This window comes from Blastomonas sp. (assembly GCF_046294995.1).
Classification (GTDB): Bacteria; Pseudomonadota; Alphaproteobacteria; order Sphingomonadales; family Sphingomonadaceae; genus Blastomonas.
This window is the reverse complement of the sequence record NZ_JBKBOG010000004.1, coordinates 123,548-138,348: the sequence shown is the minus strand read 5'-3', so window position 1 is coordinate 138,348 and position 14,801 is coordinate 123,548. Positions and strand designations below refer to the sequence as shown.

Below are 14,801 nucleotides of genomic sequence, written 5' to 3'. Positions count from 1 at the left end.
GAGACTTGGTGGCTTTGCCACCTAGTCGCAGCGGTGAGGGTGATGGTGCGGCGGGATGCTGACTGCGCGGCCTCTTGAGCCTCTGCAATCCGGAGAGATCACCCCCACCCAACCCTCCCCCATCGAGGGGGAGGGCCTTTTAGCAGCGCGAATACCTCAAGCCAGCAGGTGATCGGCAACGAACCCGTTCCTCTGCCGTTCGAAGCCGAAATTGCTCGTCGGTCCGTGCCCCGGAACGAACACCGTCTCGTTGCCCAGCGGCCAGAGCTTCTGGGTGATCGAATCGATCAGGTCCTGGTGGTTGCCGCGCGGAAAATCGGTGCGGCCGATCGATCCCTGGAAGATCACGTCGCCGACGATCGCCAGCTTCGACGGCGCGTGGTGGAAGACGATGTGCCCCGGCGTGTGCCCCGGGCAGTGGATGACATCGAGCACCAGATTGCCGACGGTGACGGTGTCGCCATCCTCGAGCCAGCGGTCGGGCTCGAACACTGCGCCCGCGATCCCGTAATTGCGGCCATCATCGTCGAGCCGCGAAATCCAGAAGCGGTCCTCCTCGTGCGGGCCTTCGATCGTGAGGCCAAGCTCCTTGGCCAGCGTGCCGGCCTCGCCGCAATGGTCGATATGGCCGTGCGTCACCAGCAGCTTTTCCAGCGTGACGCCTGTCTGCGCCACCGCATCCTTGAGCTTGTGCAGATCCCCACCCGGATCGACCAACGCCCCCTTCATCGTCTCGGTGCACCACATCAACGTGCAGTTCTGCTGCAGCGGCGTCACCGGAATGATCGCGGCGCGAAGGGGTGGCTGTGCGGGGTTGGTGGGGGCGTCGGTCATGCAAGGCTATGTGGCAAGGATGGCGGGGGTGTGCAAGCCACAGCATGGCCGCTCTCCGGCCCCCCGTGCTTCAAAACTCCTTGATCAGCCGCGCGGCGGCCTCGGGCCGGGCAACGTCGAAGCGTGCCTTGTGCACGCCGAGCCCGAATTGCAGACTGGTGTGGGGGCTGAGCTTCTGGTGCCATTGCGGCGTCACCCGCAGCGAGCGCTTGCCGCCGCTGCGCACGTTCATCTCCACCCCGGCGACCGAGCGCTCATTGACGTCGTAAAAGGTCGAATGGTTGATCAGCAGCGCATCCTTGTCGCTCGAAAACCCCGGGCTGATCTCGCCGAAGCCGATCGTCGACAAGGCGCTCCAGCGCTCGTCGAACCGTTGCCCGATGATGTAGAGCAGCGTGTTGTAAACGCGATTGTCGTGCCGGTCATAGACGCCCAGATACTGCCAGCCATGGATCGCCCGGCCGTTGTTGAGCGTTCCGAACGTCCCCTGCAGGCCCAGCTTGAATTCGGCGAGGCTGCCGTTTTCAAACGGCAGTTCGAACTCGATCGCATGGCCGCGCGCAAAGGCATATTCGACTTCCGGGGCCCAGGAAATCACGTGAGGCTGCCCCGACAGCGGCGCCAGGGCGAGAACGTTGGCTTCCAGCTCGCCCTTTTCGGCGCCCAGCGACCGGACCATATCGAACACCAGCGGCTCGGGAATCACCGGCGCCGAAGTGGACGTGGACGAGGCCAGCGCGGGGGCTCCTGCGAGCGCGGCGCAAAGAAGGGCTATGGAGGTCTTGAACATGGGCAATTGGCTCGATCATTGATGTGTCAGGCCCCCACGCGGCCGGTAGCTAGACATTCACCATGACAGAACTGTGACATTCACCGGATTTCACACCCGGCGTCCCGCCCAAATGACTCGCCCCACGACATGCACGCTGTCCGGTGCGACATCCGGGTAGCTCGGGTAGAGCGTGTTGTCCGACGTCACCGACAACCGCCCATCGGGCCGGAACGCCAGCCGTTTGACGATCAGCGCGTCGTCCATGCGCAGCACGTGGATGCCATCGCGGCGACGCGCCGGGCCGTCGGTCGGCATCGCCACGAGGATGTCGTCACCATCGCTGAGCGTCGGCGCCATCGAATCGCCCTCGACCTGGATCATCGTCACCGCGTCCGATCCAGCGCCAAGCCGCCGCAGCCAGGCCTCGTCGAACGCGATCTCGGCGAGCGGGGCTTCGTGATCGGGCAAGGCCCCTGCCCCCGCCGATGCGCCGACGGCCAGGCGCGGGATCAGCCGCATCCGCGATGGCAGGCCGCGTGCGCTGGATGATCGTTGCGGGGTGTGCCGCTGCGACGTTTGGTGGTGTGGCCCCGGGATACGACGCGGCGGCGGCGGTGCGGTGTCTGCGGGTGCGCCAAGCTGCTGTTCGGACACGCCGAAGAATTGCGCCAGCAGCCGCCGGTCGCGCTCGTCGAGACGTTTGGGGCTGCCCCGGCGGAGAAACTGCTGGACGTAGGACGGGTTCTTGCCGAGCAGCTGCGACACGCCGGCAAAGCTCAGCCCGCGCGCCGCGATCAGCGCCTCCAGTGTCTGGCGAACGTCGTCTGTCTCCATAACGGATATATAGCACAGGAAATTTCCGCTTCAAGGATATTTCCTACACCATGCGAATCACCTATAGGAATAATCCTACCGTGATTGGGCCCTGCCCCGCAGGCCGAAAGGAGAATGCACAATGCCGCTGCTGCGCCTTATCGAAATCTTCCTGCGCGAAACCGGGATGGCGCGCACCCGCTTCGGTCGGATGGCAGCAGGCGACCCGCGTCTGGTCGACGACCTGCGCAACGGCCGTGAACCGCGCGAGGCGCTCAGGCAGCGGGTGGAACATTTCATGAACATCTATCGCCAGGAGCAGGCATGATCCAGCAGAAAATCCGCCACGACCCCGCCACCGCGCTGATCCGCGCGGTGCTGTCGCTGGCCAGGGGCGATGCCGCGCTCGAGGAGCATCGCGGCACCACCTGGGCGAGCGCGACGTTCACCGGAATGCGCCATGTGATACGGCTGCGGTTCGAGGGCGGGCAGGCGGTGACCACCGCGCACTGGCTCACCCGCATCCTACCCGAGCATGAGTTCACGATGGCTGGCCATCTGGTCGCCGACATCGCCGTTGCCGAAACCCACCGCCGCGATGAGGGCACCCCCGCAGTGACGCTGATCATCGAGGCGCTGACGGTCGAGGCGGACTGAACCGCCGCGCCCTTACCGCCCCAGCCTAATTCCCTTTGGCCGCCAGCATTGCCGGGTGCGGGCCGAGCCAGTCGGCCATCGTAACGGTATCGCTGACCTTGTAGGGCTTGCCGCTCGCGTTGAGAAACAGCTTTTCCATTTCAGACCGGGTGAACGGCCGCGAGCCCAGCCGTCCGAAGATCGCCATCTGCCCGCCCGATTCATCGACCCCGCGATCGCGATCGAGTCCCTTGGCCACCGCGATCGCCGGGGTCGGCGTTCTGGTCCAGGCGATCAGATCGGGCCTTGGATCGGGTGAGAAGCCGTAGAAATTGGGCTGGCTCGATGGCGATGTCAGCTGCAGCACCTTCATCCCGTTGCGACCATCGGCGACATAGGCAAATAATGTCGCGTTGGTCGATCCGACGATCACGTCCTCCGCATCGGTGAGCTGGCCACCGGCGTTGTAGCGCATGTACTCGCGCGGCGCCTCAGGGTTGGTCATATCGATGATCACCAGCCCGTCCTGCTTGGCCGCGACATAGGCGAAGGTCCGCGCGAGATAGAGCTTGCGCGCATCGGCGAGCCGCACCGTGCCCGATGGAACCGCAACGGGCGCTTCGAGCCGGGTGATGTCGAACAGCTTGATCCCTTCTGCATCGGTCACCCACAGATAGCGGAACTGTACCGCGCTCGCGCGTGCATCGTTGAGCGGCAGCACCGCCATCAGTTGCGGGTTGAGCTTGCTATGATCGAAATCGCGCGGCGCATTCGCGGGCGGCGGATCGGCCAGCCGGACCACGACGAGTCCGGCATCGGCGGTGATATAGGCAAAGTCGCCCGCCAGCGTGATGTGGCGCGCACCTTTCAGCACATTGTCCGGGTTCCAGGTCAGCGTCCGCTTGAAGAAGTTGTTGCGGAACTCGCCATCGGCCAGCGTGTCGATATTGACCGCGATCAGCCCTTCGACGCTGTCGGTGACGAAGGCGTAGTGATAGACCGCGCGGAACGCCTGTTCCTGGTTGGCCTCGCGCATTTCGGGCGTGTTGCGGGTCGGCGCGATCGGCTGGGTGGTGGCGATCGCCATGCAGGTCGCATTGGTGGTCTTCACGTGCGTGTCATGCCCCAGCGACGAGAACGGCGCGCGGATGATCCGTTCGGAAAAGCCCTTGTTGCCGATCGAGGCGATGTCGTAGGCGCGGAAACCGCCCTTGCCTTCCGCAACGAACATGTACTCGCCGCGGTTCTGCAGGCAGTTCACCCGGCCAGCGGTGCCCTGCACGACATTGGCGAACTCCTCGCGCCCGGTGGTTTCGCCCGAAAGCTTGGCGTCGAAGTTCGCGCCGCGCGTCCAGTTCCTGAGCTCGCGCCCGTTCTGCTCGACATGCAGTTTGTAGTAATCCGGATAGGCGTAGCGGTGCAGATACGATCCGATCACCGCCTGCGGTTCGTCCCATTCGGTGACACGCACCGCCTCGAAGCCGCCTTCGAGCCCGAACCAGCTGTTCAACCCCACAAAGTTGACGAAGTTGGTGCCGAGCAGCAGCAATTGCGACATCACCGCATTGTTGTCGTTGGCTTCGCTCAGGTGGCAGTCCGAGCACTGCTTGGTCTCGGTCTTGCGCACGGTGTGCGGGAAGTGCGGCGCGAACGCCTGGGATGAGAAGCCGGGCGCCGAGATCGGCGGCTGCTGCACATAGATGCGCTCGCGGTTGATGTTGGTCGACGACAGGATCAGCGCCGAGGTCGAGCGGATCGGGGCTATGATGTTGCCCTTGCTGGTCTGGTGGCGACCGATCTGGAACATCTCGTCGCGCGCGACCTGCGGGTTGTAGGTCGCGTAGTTGCGCGTCTCGTCTTCCTCGTATTTGTGGACCTTGGCCTTCCAGTTGGCCTCGATCGGCAGATGGCAGCCACCGCACGATGTCGTCCAGCTCAGATGGCAGGTGAAGCACGCCATCTCCTCGGTATCGTGCGCGCGGTCGGCCTTGGCGACGGACGGCCCGAAGCTGTACTTGCCGGTGTCCGCGCCCTGCTTGGCCATCAGTTTCGAGCGCGCGGCCTTGGGGTTGAAATCGGCGCTGGCGGGATCGACCGCATCCTTGACCAGGCTGACCTGCCACGACAGCTCGGGGTCGAGCACCGAGCGCTGTAGGAGGACGCGCTTGCCGGTCGCATCCTTCATCCATTCGAACCGGCGCTGGCCATCGGGGTTGCGGATCAGCGCGAGGTTGTTGCCCTTGGGCCGCGCGGCGAGGTTCGAGGTGAACAATGTCGGGTACGCATCGGGCGTGCCGTGGCAATCCTTGCAGCTGATCTCGACCGCATTGGCGACCTCGCCATAGATCAGACCGTTGCCGTGGCCATCCTGGCTGAAGTGGCAATCGACGCACTGCATGCCAAGCTCGGCATGGATGTCCATCATGTGGACCGATTTGCCCGGATTGGTGCCGACGGGGACGAACTTGCCCTCGCCCGCCTTGCGGAACTTCTCGGGATCGTCGGGCGAAACCATATTGGCGGTGTCGGTGCCCCAGGTCGCCATGTTGCCCTCGGCATCGAGCAGATTGCCCTTGCGGTCGCGCTTCAGGATCGCGCGGAAATTCCAGCCATGGCCGTGATAATCGGCGAACTGCGTGTCCCTAGCCTCGGTGTTGAGATCATAGACGTTGCGCACGAACTCGATGTCCGACCACAGGCCGCGCGTCGCCGCACCCTCGGGGTTGCGGTCGAGCGTCGCGCGCATTTCCTTCGATGTCGGATAATGCTGCTGCTTGTAGACCCGTTGATACTCTTCCTCGGACATGCCCTCGGGCTTCGGCGCGCGGTTTTCGGGCCCGGGCCACATCAGCGGCGCATCGGATTCATAATCCCACATCGTGTAGCCGAGATAGCTGTTCAGGAAGATGTTGGGCTGGTGCATGTGGCAATTCATGCACTGCGCGGTCGGGATCGCGCGGGTGAAGGCGTGCTTGAGCGGGTGGCCCTTTTCCTTGAACGCAGCCTTTTTGGTGTGGGCCGCGCCGTCGCCATGAGAAGCGCCGTGCTCGCTGGCACCTTCGGCCAGCGTCGTGCCATGATCACCGCCGTGACCACTGCCGTGCCCACTGCCACGATCATCATGATGCTCGGCAGCGTCATAGTCGCCATAGCGGCCCGGACGCTTCTGACCCTCGGTCAGCGTGTTGATCGTCGGGTCGTCGGTGATCGTCTGCCCGTCGCGGCCGTATTTGGCATAGATCAGGCTATGCCGCGGCTCGCGGTCGTTGGCATAGACGACATGGCACGCCGCGCAGCCCGATGCGCGATAATCGCCCGGCTGGTCGTTGGTGCCCATCTGCCACAGGAACGGATCGTTGAGCCGGGTCTTGTGGATGTTGATCACCGGCACCGCAACGCGCAGCCCGGTGCCGGGGCCACGGTTCGACTGCTTGAGATCGGGCCGGCCGGGCTCCTCGAGCCGCTGGATGATGCCGCCCACGTTCGGCAGGCCGATTTCGGGGAACTGCGAGTTGATGTTGCGTCCGCCGCGCTCGAACACGCGGAAGATGTCGCCCGGCGGCAGGATGTGCCAGGTCGGCAGCGGGTACATCACCGGCAGCGCGCCGCGCGCCTTTTCCGCATCGGTCACCGTGCCGTGCGCCTGGCCGGGCTCGGTCGCGGCAGACTTGATCATCGCGGGCTTGCCGTCGCGGGTGAAGCTTTCGCCGAAGATGTAGTTCTTGAACGGCACGATGCCGTTATTGTACGCAGCCCCGCCCCACAGCATCGCGCCTGTCGCCATCAGCGAGCGTTCGGACGCCTCGATGATCTCGATATGGCACGCGCCGCACGATTCGCGCACCACGCGGTAATCGGACGGGTTGACGAAGCGGATGAACTCGGGCGCCTCCTTGGCGAGCAGCGCGTACGAGCGCTGCGGGTTGGCCGATGACGGCCAGTTCCACGCCACCGGATATTTGGGCAGCACATGGCTCTTAATCAGCGCGTCCTGATAAGGCAGGCTGTCGCGGCCCCAGGCGTTGTCGCCCATGATGGTGGCATCGCCGCCATGGCAATCGGTGCAGCCCAGCACGACGGCGGGCGATGCGTGCATGGTCTTGTGATCGCTCGCGGTGTGGCAGCTCTGGCAGCCTGCGCTCTTGGCATCGGCCTCGGGCCATTCCTGGTTCGCAGGCGCGGGCAGGGTGAAGACGTACTTGACCTTCTGCGCCTTCTCCTTGCCCGAGGCGAGCAGCTGATCAGCGGGCAGCGCAGCGAAGGTGACGAGCAGCAGGCTCGCCAGCAACAGCTTCCAGTTGAAGGCCCCCCCATTGAAGGCCCCCCAATTGAAAGTCAGCGCGTTTCCGCGCGCCCGGTCAGTACGCCAGAATTGCATTGAACAGCACCGAATAAAAGAGGTCTGACTTGCCCGATTGGGTGAACAGATCGCGGAAACCCTTGGATGGATCGAACACCGCGCCCGAAAGACGGAAGACGAGATTCTGGTTGGCGTGGGGCCGCCAGATCAGCGCCGCCGAGGCATCGAGGCCGATCGAGCTGGGCACCGTGCCCTCCTGACGCAGCGCCTCGATCGTGTCGGTCTTGTGGAACCACAGATGGTTGACGTTGGCCGACAGCCGGGTGGTCGCGCTGAGATCGAAATCCGCGCCTGCACCCAGCAGCACGGTGCCGGGGTTGTTGAAGTTCGACTGGCCCTGTTCCTTGGACGAGCGCAGCGAATTGAGAATGCCGTTGCGGCCGTTCACCCCGACCGCGCGGCCACCGCCTGCAAACGGGATGACCTGACGGATCCAGTAGCTGGTGTCGGCGCCGGCAAAGATCGGGTTCTCGAAGATCGCATCGAACCCGGCCTCGGTATCGTTGTACGGGTTGCCGTCGCCGCTGGCGAACAGACCCTGCAGCCGAAAGCGCGCCCAGTCATAGTCGTAGCTCAGCTCTGCCGCGCCGAAATAGGAGCGGATATCGGCCTTGCGGCTGGTGAAGAAGCTGTTGCGGTCCTCGCCGAACGCACCATAGGCCTGGCCCGTGATGTTGATCCGGCCGATCCGGCCATCGACCGCATAGCCCAGATACACCACGTCATATTCGCGGCTGCGCAGGTCGCCGAGCAGCGCCGGGCGCACCGGAAAACCGTTGTCGTCGATCTTGAATTCGCGGCCGCCTTCGCGGTTCATGTTGTAGGTGACCGAAACCTGGCTGGTCAGCCCGACGATCGGGAAATCCTGGCGATAGGCGTTGGCGAAGAACACCCAGTCGTCGCGCGGCGTATCGACCACGCTGTTGAGGCCCGAATTGGTATCCTTCTCCAGCCGCCAGAACGCGCCGAGGTTGAACTGGAAGCGGTTGTTGTCGCGGTTGCCGAACAGCCGGATGCCAAGCTGGTTGTCCTGGAACAGGAAGCCGCGGAAATCGGCCTGCATCGGCTGGATGCCTGCGCGCAGCGAGATGAAATCATAGCGCGAGGTATCGTACTGGCCGAGGTGATAGTCGATGAACGCTTCCTGGATGCCGACGAAATGGTCGGTGCGCTGCGTCGGCTTGGAAGGCTCGACGAACAGGATGCGGCGTTCGTTGACATCGACATGGTTGACCTGCGCCGCCAGCGTCAGCCGATATTCGATCGCGGGCGGCTTGTAGGTGGTCTCGCCCTTGATCAGCGCGACGCCTGCAATCACCGTCTGCGCCAGCACCAGCGAATCCGCACGCCCGAACACGTCGAGGCTGTCGGGCCGTGCGGTCGTCTGCACGCCCACCGGGGTCGGGAAGCTGCGCGGCTCGACCACGGTGTCCGAGATCACGTTGGCGACGAAGAACCAGTCGTCCCCCTTGAGGAAGCCGGGGCGCTTGCCTTCGGGCAGCGGCCGGTCACCCTTGAGCACGTTCTGGTGATAGGGATCGAGCTTCGAGCGGCAAACGTTCGAAAGATTGGGATAGAGCCCGTAGATCGACTGATCGCCGCCCTTTGTGGGGCACAGCGATGTGACGATGCGCCAGCGATCGGGCACCGGAAACTCGTCGGTCGGGAAGGCCTCGGGCGCAGGCGCGCGCACCGCGCCGAGATTGTCCTGAGTCACCCGGTCGGGCAGCTGCTTTCCCACGCCCGGACGGCGGCGGTCGTCGATCAGCGCGCCGTCGGCGTCAATGGTATCGGGATCGCCGGCTTCGGGCGCGGCTGGAGGCGCGGCTGGAGGCGCGGCTGGGGGTGGCGGCGGGGCCGCTCCAGCTGCAGGCAGCTCCTGTTCGGCGGTCAGCAACAGCGCCTCGTCGCCCATAGCCCAGGCAGGGGCCGCGCCATCGGACAGCTGCAGCGGCGAGCTGATCCGATAGGGGGCCGGCGCGATCGCCCGCGTCTTGTGGCGGGCGGATGACGTGGCCTTGACCTCGGCAGCAGGCGCAATGCGCGCCAGCGCCTGATTGCGTCCCATCTCCGCCATCGCCAGCGCCACGGTCGCGGTCTGCTGCACCGATCCGGCGTACGGACCCGCAGCCGTGTCCGGCGCACCGGTGCCATGCCCGGCGCCAGTCCCGGCAAATGCCAAAATCGGGATCAAGGCGACGAGCGATGCGGCCATTTACAGACCCTCGCAGACGTTCTGGGTGTTGGTGTCGAGGAACGGCGCGAACGGGCAGCTGACATAGCGCAGGCGCACCTGCGCGTTGCCCAGGTTCACCACCACCCGGTCGGCGCGCATCTCCTTGGGCGCGTTGCCCACGGTGCCGACCCGCGCGCCGCCATTGTTCAGCCCCAGAAAGCTGATCATGTCGTCCTGATCGATGCCATCGCCCGAAACCCCGATGCCGCCGATCATCGTGTTGCCACGATAGATCGGAACCGCGCCGGGGAAGATCTGGATGCCGTTCTCCAGCCGGTTCTGGCCCTGCACCGTATCGGGCAAGGCGGTGCAGCGCTGCGCGGTATCGGTGGGCGAAGCGCCCGAGACGAACTGCGAATGCTGGACGATGTTGCCCGCCACCAGCTGCACCTGCAGGCCGACCGCGAACGGATTGAAATCCTCGATTGGGCGCGAGAGCGGTCCGGGCGGGCGGCCGAGCTCGCCATCGGGGAAATAGGGTCGTGCCAGATTGCCGACGCTGCGGTTGCCATAAGCGACGGTGCCGGTCAGCGCATTGGGGTCGCCCAGGAACGTCCGCATCGCCGCGACGAACGGCGCAACGCCGCCGCCGGCCGACATCAGGTTGGATGCTGCCTGCGCGCTCGAGAAGAACATCGCGGTGCGCGCCTTCTGCAGCGCCACGTCGATCCCGAAGATCGGTGCATCGGGCGAACGGACGATGCCGAGCACCTCGCCATGCGTGTCGACGACCGAGATTGATGCCTGCATCCGGCTGTCGAGCGGGCGGCGGATCTGCCCGCGCGCGCGGGTCATCACGGTGAACGCCTCTTCGAGGATCGCGCGGACCTCGGCTGCGGTCAGCGGCTGCGACACGCTGACACCGTCGGTCCCGCCGCGGATCGGAAAGCGCGGATTGCCCGCGCCATCGGTGAGGATGAACGCATCGGTATTGTTGAACTCTGCCGCCCGCGCCGCGCGGATGCCCGATGCCTCGGTGCCGTAGGGCGTGCCGGCGATGATTCCAGCGGCGCTGTAGCCCCGCACCGCGATCACGCTGCCGGCACTGCCGTTGATCGCGGCGAAATTGCCGGTGACCGGACTGATGTCGCTGGCGATGATATCGCTGAACCGCAGGGTCGTGCCGTCCACGGTGATACGGTCTGCGCGGATCGCCTCGGCAGCGGCGAACCCTTGGGTTCCGGCAAAGGCAATCGCTTCTTCGGGGTCGATATCGCGATCGAGGATATTGGAATCGAAGCCGTAATCGCCATCGCCCATCACCCCGATGCCGCCCACGACCACGCCGTTCTTGTACAGCGGCAGCCCGCCGGGATCGGCGGCCAGGCCCAAAGGTGCGCGCTTGGGCCCGATCAGCGCTGCGCTGCCGCCGCCTGACTGGAACCGCGCGTTGAGGTCCGAACACGGCAGCTGGCTGAACTGCACGCCGAACAGCGGACCGCTCTCAAGCCCGCGGGTGGAAGGTGCGGGCGGGAAATGCTGCTGGACGATCTGGCTGGCGGTGCGGCTGGAAAACGCGTTGCCGCCGCTCGACAGATACGCGCCGGTCACCGCCTTGGAGATCGCCGCCATCTCGGCGGGGACATCGAGCCCCTGCGCATCGACGAACGGATTGTTAAGCCCTGCCTCGGTCATCGCGCTGGTCCGCGCCTGCGCGCGCGCGCCGTTCATCCGGAACACGCCGAGCACGTTGCCGACACGGTCGACCACCGCGATCACCGATGGCAGGTTGCGCCGCTGCGCCTCGCCCACCGCCTGCGCGATGATCGTCTGCACCTCGGCGACGCTCAATGATTCCTGCGCGGGTGCGGTGTAGTTGCCGCCTGCGGGCGGCGGGCTGGGATTGGGCGTCGGTGTCGGGCTCGGCGCGGGCGTGGTGCCGCTGCTGTTGCCCCCGCCGCACGAGGTCAGCACCAGCGCCATCGCGGCGAGCGACGTCGCCATCTTGCCAATGCGCATCATGCAGCCTCACTCCGCCAGCATGCGACCCGGCCCAACGTCACCGAATTGATCCCGCCAAAACGTCCCATAGTGATCATCTCCCTGCCACCTGGACTATTGCAGCGACCGGATGGTGCGCACGGCCCCGCCCAGCGCCCGGCGGAATTCCAGCGGCTTGTAGGAATTGGGCTCGGCCACGGCGGCATAGGCCTGGTTGATCTGGGCGCGCAGCGATGTCGCCGATCCTGGCGAGACCTGCCCCTGGGTCACCAGACCGCTCAGCAGCGTATCGACCGCCATCACCGCCTGCACCGAGCCTTCGTAATCGGTAAAGCGCGGGGATATCGCTTCGCTGGCGATCGATTCCATGATCGCAAAGGTCTGCGCGCGGGTGAAATCGCTGCGGCTGAAGCGGTCGGCGAGCGTCATCGCGGTCTGCCGCAGCCGGTTGGCGGCCTCCACCGCCGGCCCGCGCCCTTGCGCCATCGCGGCGTGGAAGCCGCGCGCGTTCTGCTCGTATTGCGAGGCAAGGTCTGGCGCTGCGATCCGCACCGCTGCCGAGAGCATGATCATGTTCTCGTCATTGTACGGCGGCATGCCCGAGGGGATCGGACGCCCGGGGTTGCCAAGCTTTGCCGGACGCGCATCCTCTTCGTCATAGATCCGGCGGTGGCAGCTGTGGCAGTCGAAGAAATAGAATTCGGGGAACATGCCCTCGGTGCCGAGCCCCGGCTTGCCGAACAGGCTCAGCGAGCGCTCGAGCGCGATCGCCTGGCCCACCGCCCACATCCGCATCGAGTTGGTCTTGCCCTTGCGCTGGCGGTAATCGGCGTCTTCGTCATGGTGCTGGGTCAGCGTCGAGAACAGGTCGACCTCGAACGAGATCCGCGGATGCCCCGCCGCCATGATCCGGTGGTTGACGAACTGTCCGGGCGCATCGCTGCCCAGATGGCAGTCGAGGCACACCCCGGCGCGCGCCTGCGCATTTTCCAGCGGCACCATGCCCTGCGCGACGTTGCGGCTGTGGCTGGTGCCGGTGGCATAGTGGCTGGCGAGCCAGCCCGATGCGGCGCCATGGCACGCCTCGCAGCTCACCCCGTCGCTCACCTGATAGCGCGGCCCCTTGGCGGCGGCGGGTGTCGAGTGGCACCCCAGGCACATCGCGGCCGAGCGCGGATCGCCGATGCCCAATTTCTTGCCGATCGCCAGGCTGCGCGGCTCGCCCAGCACGCGATAGGCGCGCGCATGCGCGCCGCCGGGCGTCGATTCCTCCTGCCAGCGCCAAAGCTCGTCCTGGCGGACGACCTCGCCATCGGCCTCGTTGCGGCCATGGCAGGTCGATCCGGCGCAGCTGCCGACACCCATATGGGTGCCCGATGCCGCGCGTGCAGCCTGGGCCTCGAGCCTCTCGGCACCGGCAAGGCTGGCGATGAAGAAAGCGCCGAGGGCAAGCGCGAGGATTCCGAAAACTGCCACCGCAGTCCGAATGTTACGGGCGCGTGATAGCGCCCAGAGCCCTGAAATGTGCCCAACAATGTGCATCGTCGCTTTTCCCCCGGCCCCAAGCAGAACCGGCCCCCGATAGACTAACGATGCGACCCCTTAGTCTTCTCTTGGAATACCTTATCGCCGGTTAGCCTGCCACTTTCAAGGCAATCCTTCGATCCAGGCCGCAATATATGCTGTGCGTCGTGCGCGCCGATCGGCCATGGCATGCTTGCCGCAGCGCAGCACATTTGGCATGCTTGGCGCGGGTTGGGGGAGTTGACGACATGCCGCTTGGACTTGGTATTGCTGACGGTGCCTGGCTCGGCCATCTGGCCTTCCTGATCCTGGCGATTGCGCTGATCGCTCCGCCGATGCCGTGGATGCGAGTCGGCATCGTGCTGTCATCGCTTGCCGGGCTTGGCTTTGCGCTCGGCTTTGCCAACGATCTGGGCCTCGCCTTCTGGTTCTTCGTGTTGCTGGTCATCGGCGCGTCGATGCTGTTCCGCTATCTGATGGCCGAGCGCAATTCGCGCTTTTCCTCCGAGGAAGAGGCGCTGCGGACGAGCTTCCTAGGTGAGATGACGCGCGCCAGTGCCCGCCACCTGATGGACCAGGGCAACTGGATCACAGGCCGCAGCGGCGAGATCCTGATCAACGAGGGCGAAGCGATCAGCCACCTGTTCTATCTGCACGACGGCGCCGCCGAGATCACGCTGCACGGTCATCCCGTCGGCGCGGTGACCGGCGGCGACCTGATCGGAGATGCGACAGCACTCAGCGGCCAGCCGGCGACCGGAACGGTCCGGCTGAGCACGGACAGCCGCTTCTGGTGCGTTTCCGCGCCCAAGCTGCGCCAGTATCTCGACCTTCACCCCGAAGTGCGCACGGTGATCGAGCGCCAGATCAACAGCGCGCTCGACCGCAAGCTGCGCGCCGCCAACGCCGCGCTGGCGGGGGATTGAGCGTTCGCCTCAGGTAACGCATCTTCGTCACCCCCGCGCACGCGGGGGTCCCGCTTCTGCACAAATGGGAGCGGAATAGCGGGATTCCCGCGTTCGCGGGAATGACGACAGAGGCTCAAATCAGGCTGAAGTTTGCAGCCTCAAAGCTGCGGGCCCAGCACCTGATCGATGCCGTGGACGATGCCGTTGCTCGCCGCCAGATCGGGCAGCGCGATCGAGCCGACGTTGCCGCTGGCATCGGCCAGCCGGATCTGGTCGAGCTCGACAGAGGCGTTGAGCTTTTCGCCCTGTATCGTCACGATCTCGATGCTGCCGCCATTGTCGCCGATCCGCTTGCGCAGGTCGGCTGCGGTCAGCCGTCCGGGAATCACGTGATATTTGAGCACCGTCGCCAACCGCGCCTTGTTGGCGGGCAGCAGCAATTCTGCCAGCGCATCGACGCCCAATTTGTCGAACGCCCCGTTGTCGGGCGCAAACAGCGTCATCGGCGTATCGGCCCCCAGCTCCGCGCCAAGATCAGCTGCCTTGATCGCGCGCGCGAGCGTCGACAGATCGGGGTTGCGCAGCACCACCTCGTCGACCCGCAGGATCGCCGCAGGCTCGCCATCGGCGGTGGCTTCGGCGACTTCCAGGCTCTCGGGATCGATCCGCTTGACGGGATCGCCCCCGCCATCCTGGCTGCCACAGGCCGCGACGGCGAGGGTCATGCCCATCAGGGCGGCTACGGCTGGTGAACGCATGGTAATCTCCAAATCATCG

At 65.5% G+C, this 14,801-nt stretch carries 11 protein-coding genes; 3 read left to right on the top strand and 8 right to left on the bottom strand.

Going from position 1 to position 14,801, the window contains the following annotated elements; translation table 11 throughout:
- Window positions 1–156 precede the first annotated feature (156 nt).
- The 3 genes from ACK4R0_RS07685 to ACK4R0_RS07675 all read right to left on the bottom strand — a co-directional run bounded on the left by ACK4R0_RS07685 (window position 157) and on the right by ACK4R0_RS07675 (window position 2,440).
- Entirely contained in the window at window positions 157–834 is a 678-nt protein-coding gene (locus ACK4R0_RS07685) for an MBL fold metallo-hydrolase (RefSeq protein WP_409672633.1), read from the bottom strand.
- A 70-nt stretch (window positions 835–904) separates the two neighbouring features.
- A complete protein-coding gene (locus ACK4R0_RS07680; RefSeq protein ID WP_409672630.1) occupies window positions 905–1,624 on the bottom strand; it encodes a hypothetical protein in 720 nt (239 codons plus the stop codon).
- Window positions 1,625–1,714: 90 nt separating this feature from the next.
- Window positions 1,715–2,440 carry a helix-turn-helix transcriptional regulator gene (locus ACK4R0_RS07675; protein ID WP_409672627.1) on the bottom strand — a complete coding sequence of 242 codons (726 nt, stop codon included), beginning with the start codon at window positions 2,438–2,440 and terminating at the stop codon, window positions 1,715–1,717.
- A 121-nt stretch (window positions 2,441–2,561) separates the two neighbouring features.
- Between ACK4R0_RS07675 and ACK4R0_RS07670 the strand changes: the two genes are divergently transcribed.
- On the top strand, window positions 2,562–2,747 hold the full coding sequence (locus ACK4R0_RS07670; protein ID WP_188513645.1) for a hypothetical protein: 186 nt from the start codon (window positions 2,562–2,564) through the stop codon (window positions 2,745–2,747).
- A complete protein-coding gene (locus tag ACK4R0_RS07665) occupies window positions 2,744–3,076 on the top strand; it encodes a hypothetical protein (protein ID WP_409672624.1) in 333 nt (110 codons plus the stop codon). The genes ACK4R0_RS07670 and ACK4R0_RS07665 overlap by 4 nt, the downstream gene beginning before the upstream one ends.
- Before the next feature lie 25 nt (window positions 3,077–3,101).
- On the opposite strand, the gene ACK4R0_RS07660 is transcribed toward ACK4R0_RS07665, so the two are convergent.
- From ACK4R0_RS07660 to ACK4R0_RS07645, 4 genes are all read right to left on the bottom strand, one after another.
- Window positions 3,102–7,340 (bottom strand): hypothetical protein, encoded by a 4,239-nt coding sequence (locus ACK4R0_RS07660; RefSeq protein ID WP_409672817.1) that lies wholly within the window; start codon window positions 7,338–7,340, stop codon window positions 3,102–3,104.
- Between the two features lie 73 nt (window positions 7,341–7,413).
- Window positions 7,414–9,330 carry a hypothetical protein gene (locus ACK4R0_RS07655; RefSeq protein ID WP_409672814.1) on the bottom strand — a complete coding sequence of 639 codons (1,917 nt, stop codon included), beginning with the start codon at window positions 9,328–9,330 and terminating at the stop codon, window positions 7,414–7,416.
- A gap of 300 nt (window positions 9,331–9,630) precedes the next feature.
- Window positions 9,631–11,610, bottom strand: a complete 1,980-nt coding sequence (locus tag ACK4R0_RS07650; protein WP_409672811.1) for a heme-binding protein — start codon at window positions 11,608–11,610, stop codon at window positions 9,631–9,633.
- 96 nt (window positions 11,611–11,706) lie between these two features.
- A complete protein-coding gene (locus tag ACK4R0_RS07645; RefSeq protein WP_409672621.1) occupies window positions 11,707–13,068 on the bottom strand; it encodes a multiheme c-type cytochrome in 1,362 nt (453 codons plus the stop codon).
- Between the two features lie 296 nt (window positions 13,069–13,364).
- Here ACK4R0_RS07645 and ACK4R0_RS07640 point away from each other — a divergent pair, with 296 nt between their 5' ends.
- A complete protein-coding gene (locus tag ACK4R0_RS07640; protein WP_409672619.1) occupies window positions 13,365–14,042 on the top strand; it encodes a Crp/Fnr family transcriptional regulator in 678 nt (225 codons plus the stop codon).
- A 140-nt stretch (window positions 14,043–14,182) separates the two neighbouring features.
- Here the strand turns inward: ACK4R0_RS07640 and ACK4R0_RS07635 are convergent, their stop codons facing one another.
- Window positions 14,183–14,782: a fasciclin domain-containing protein gene (locus ACK4R0_RS07635; protein ID WP_409672616.1), complete on the bottom strand. Its 600-nt coding sequence runs from the start codon at window positions 14,780–14,782 to the stop codon at window positions 14,183–14,185.
- Window positions 14,783–14,801 lie beyond the last annotated feature (19 nt).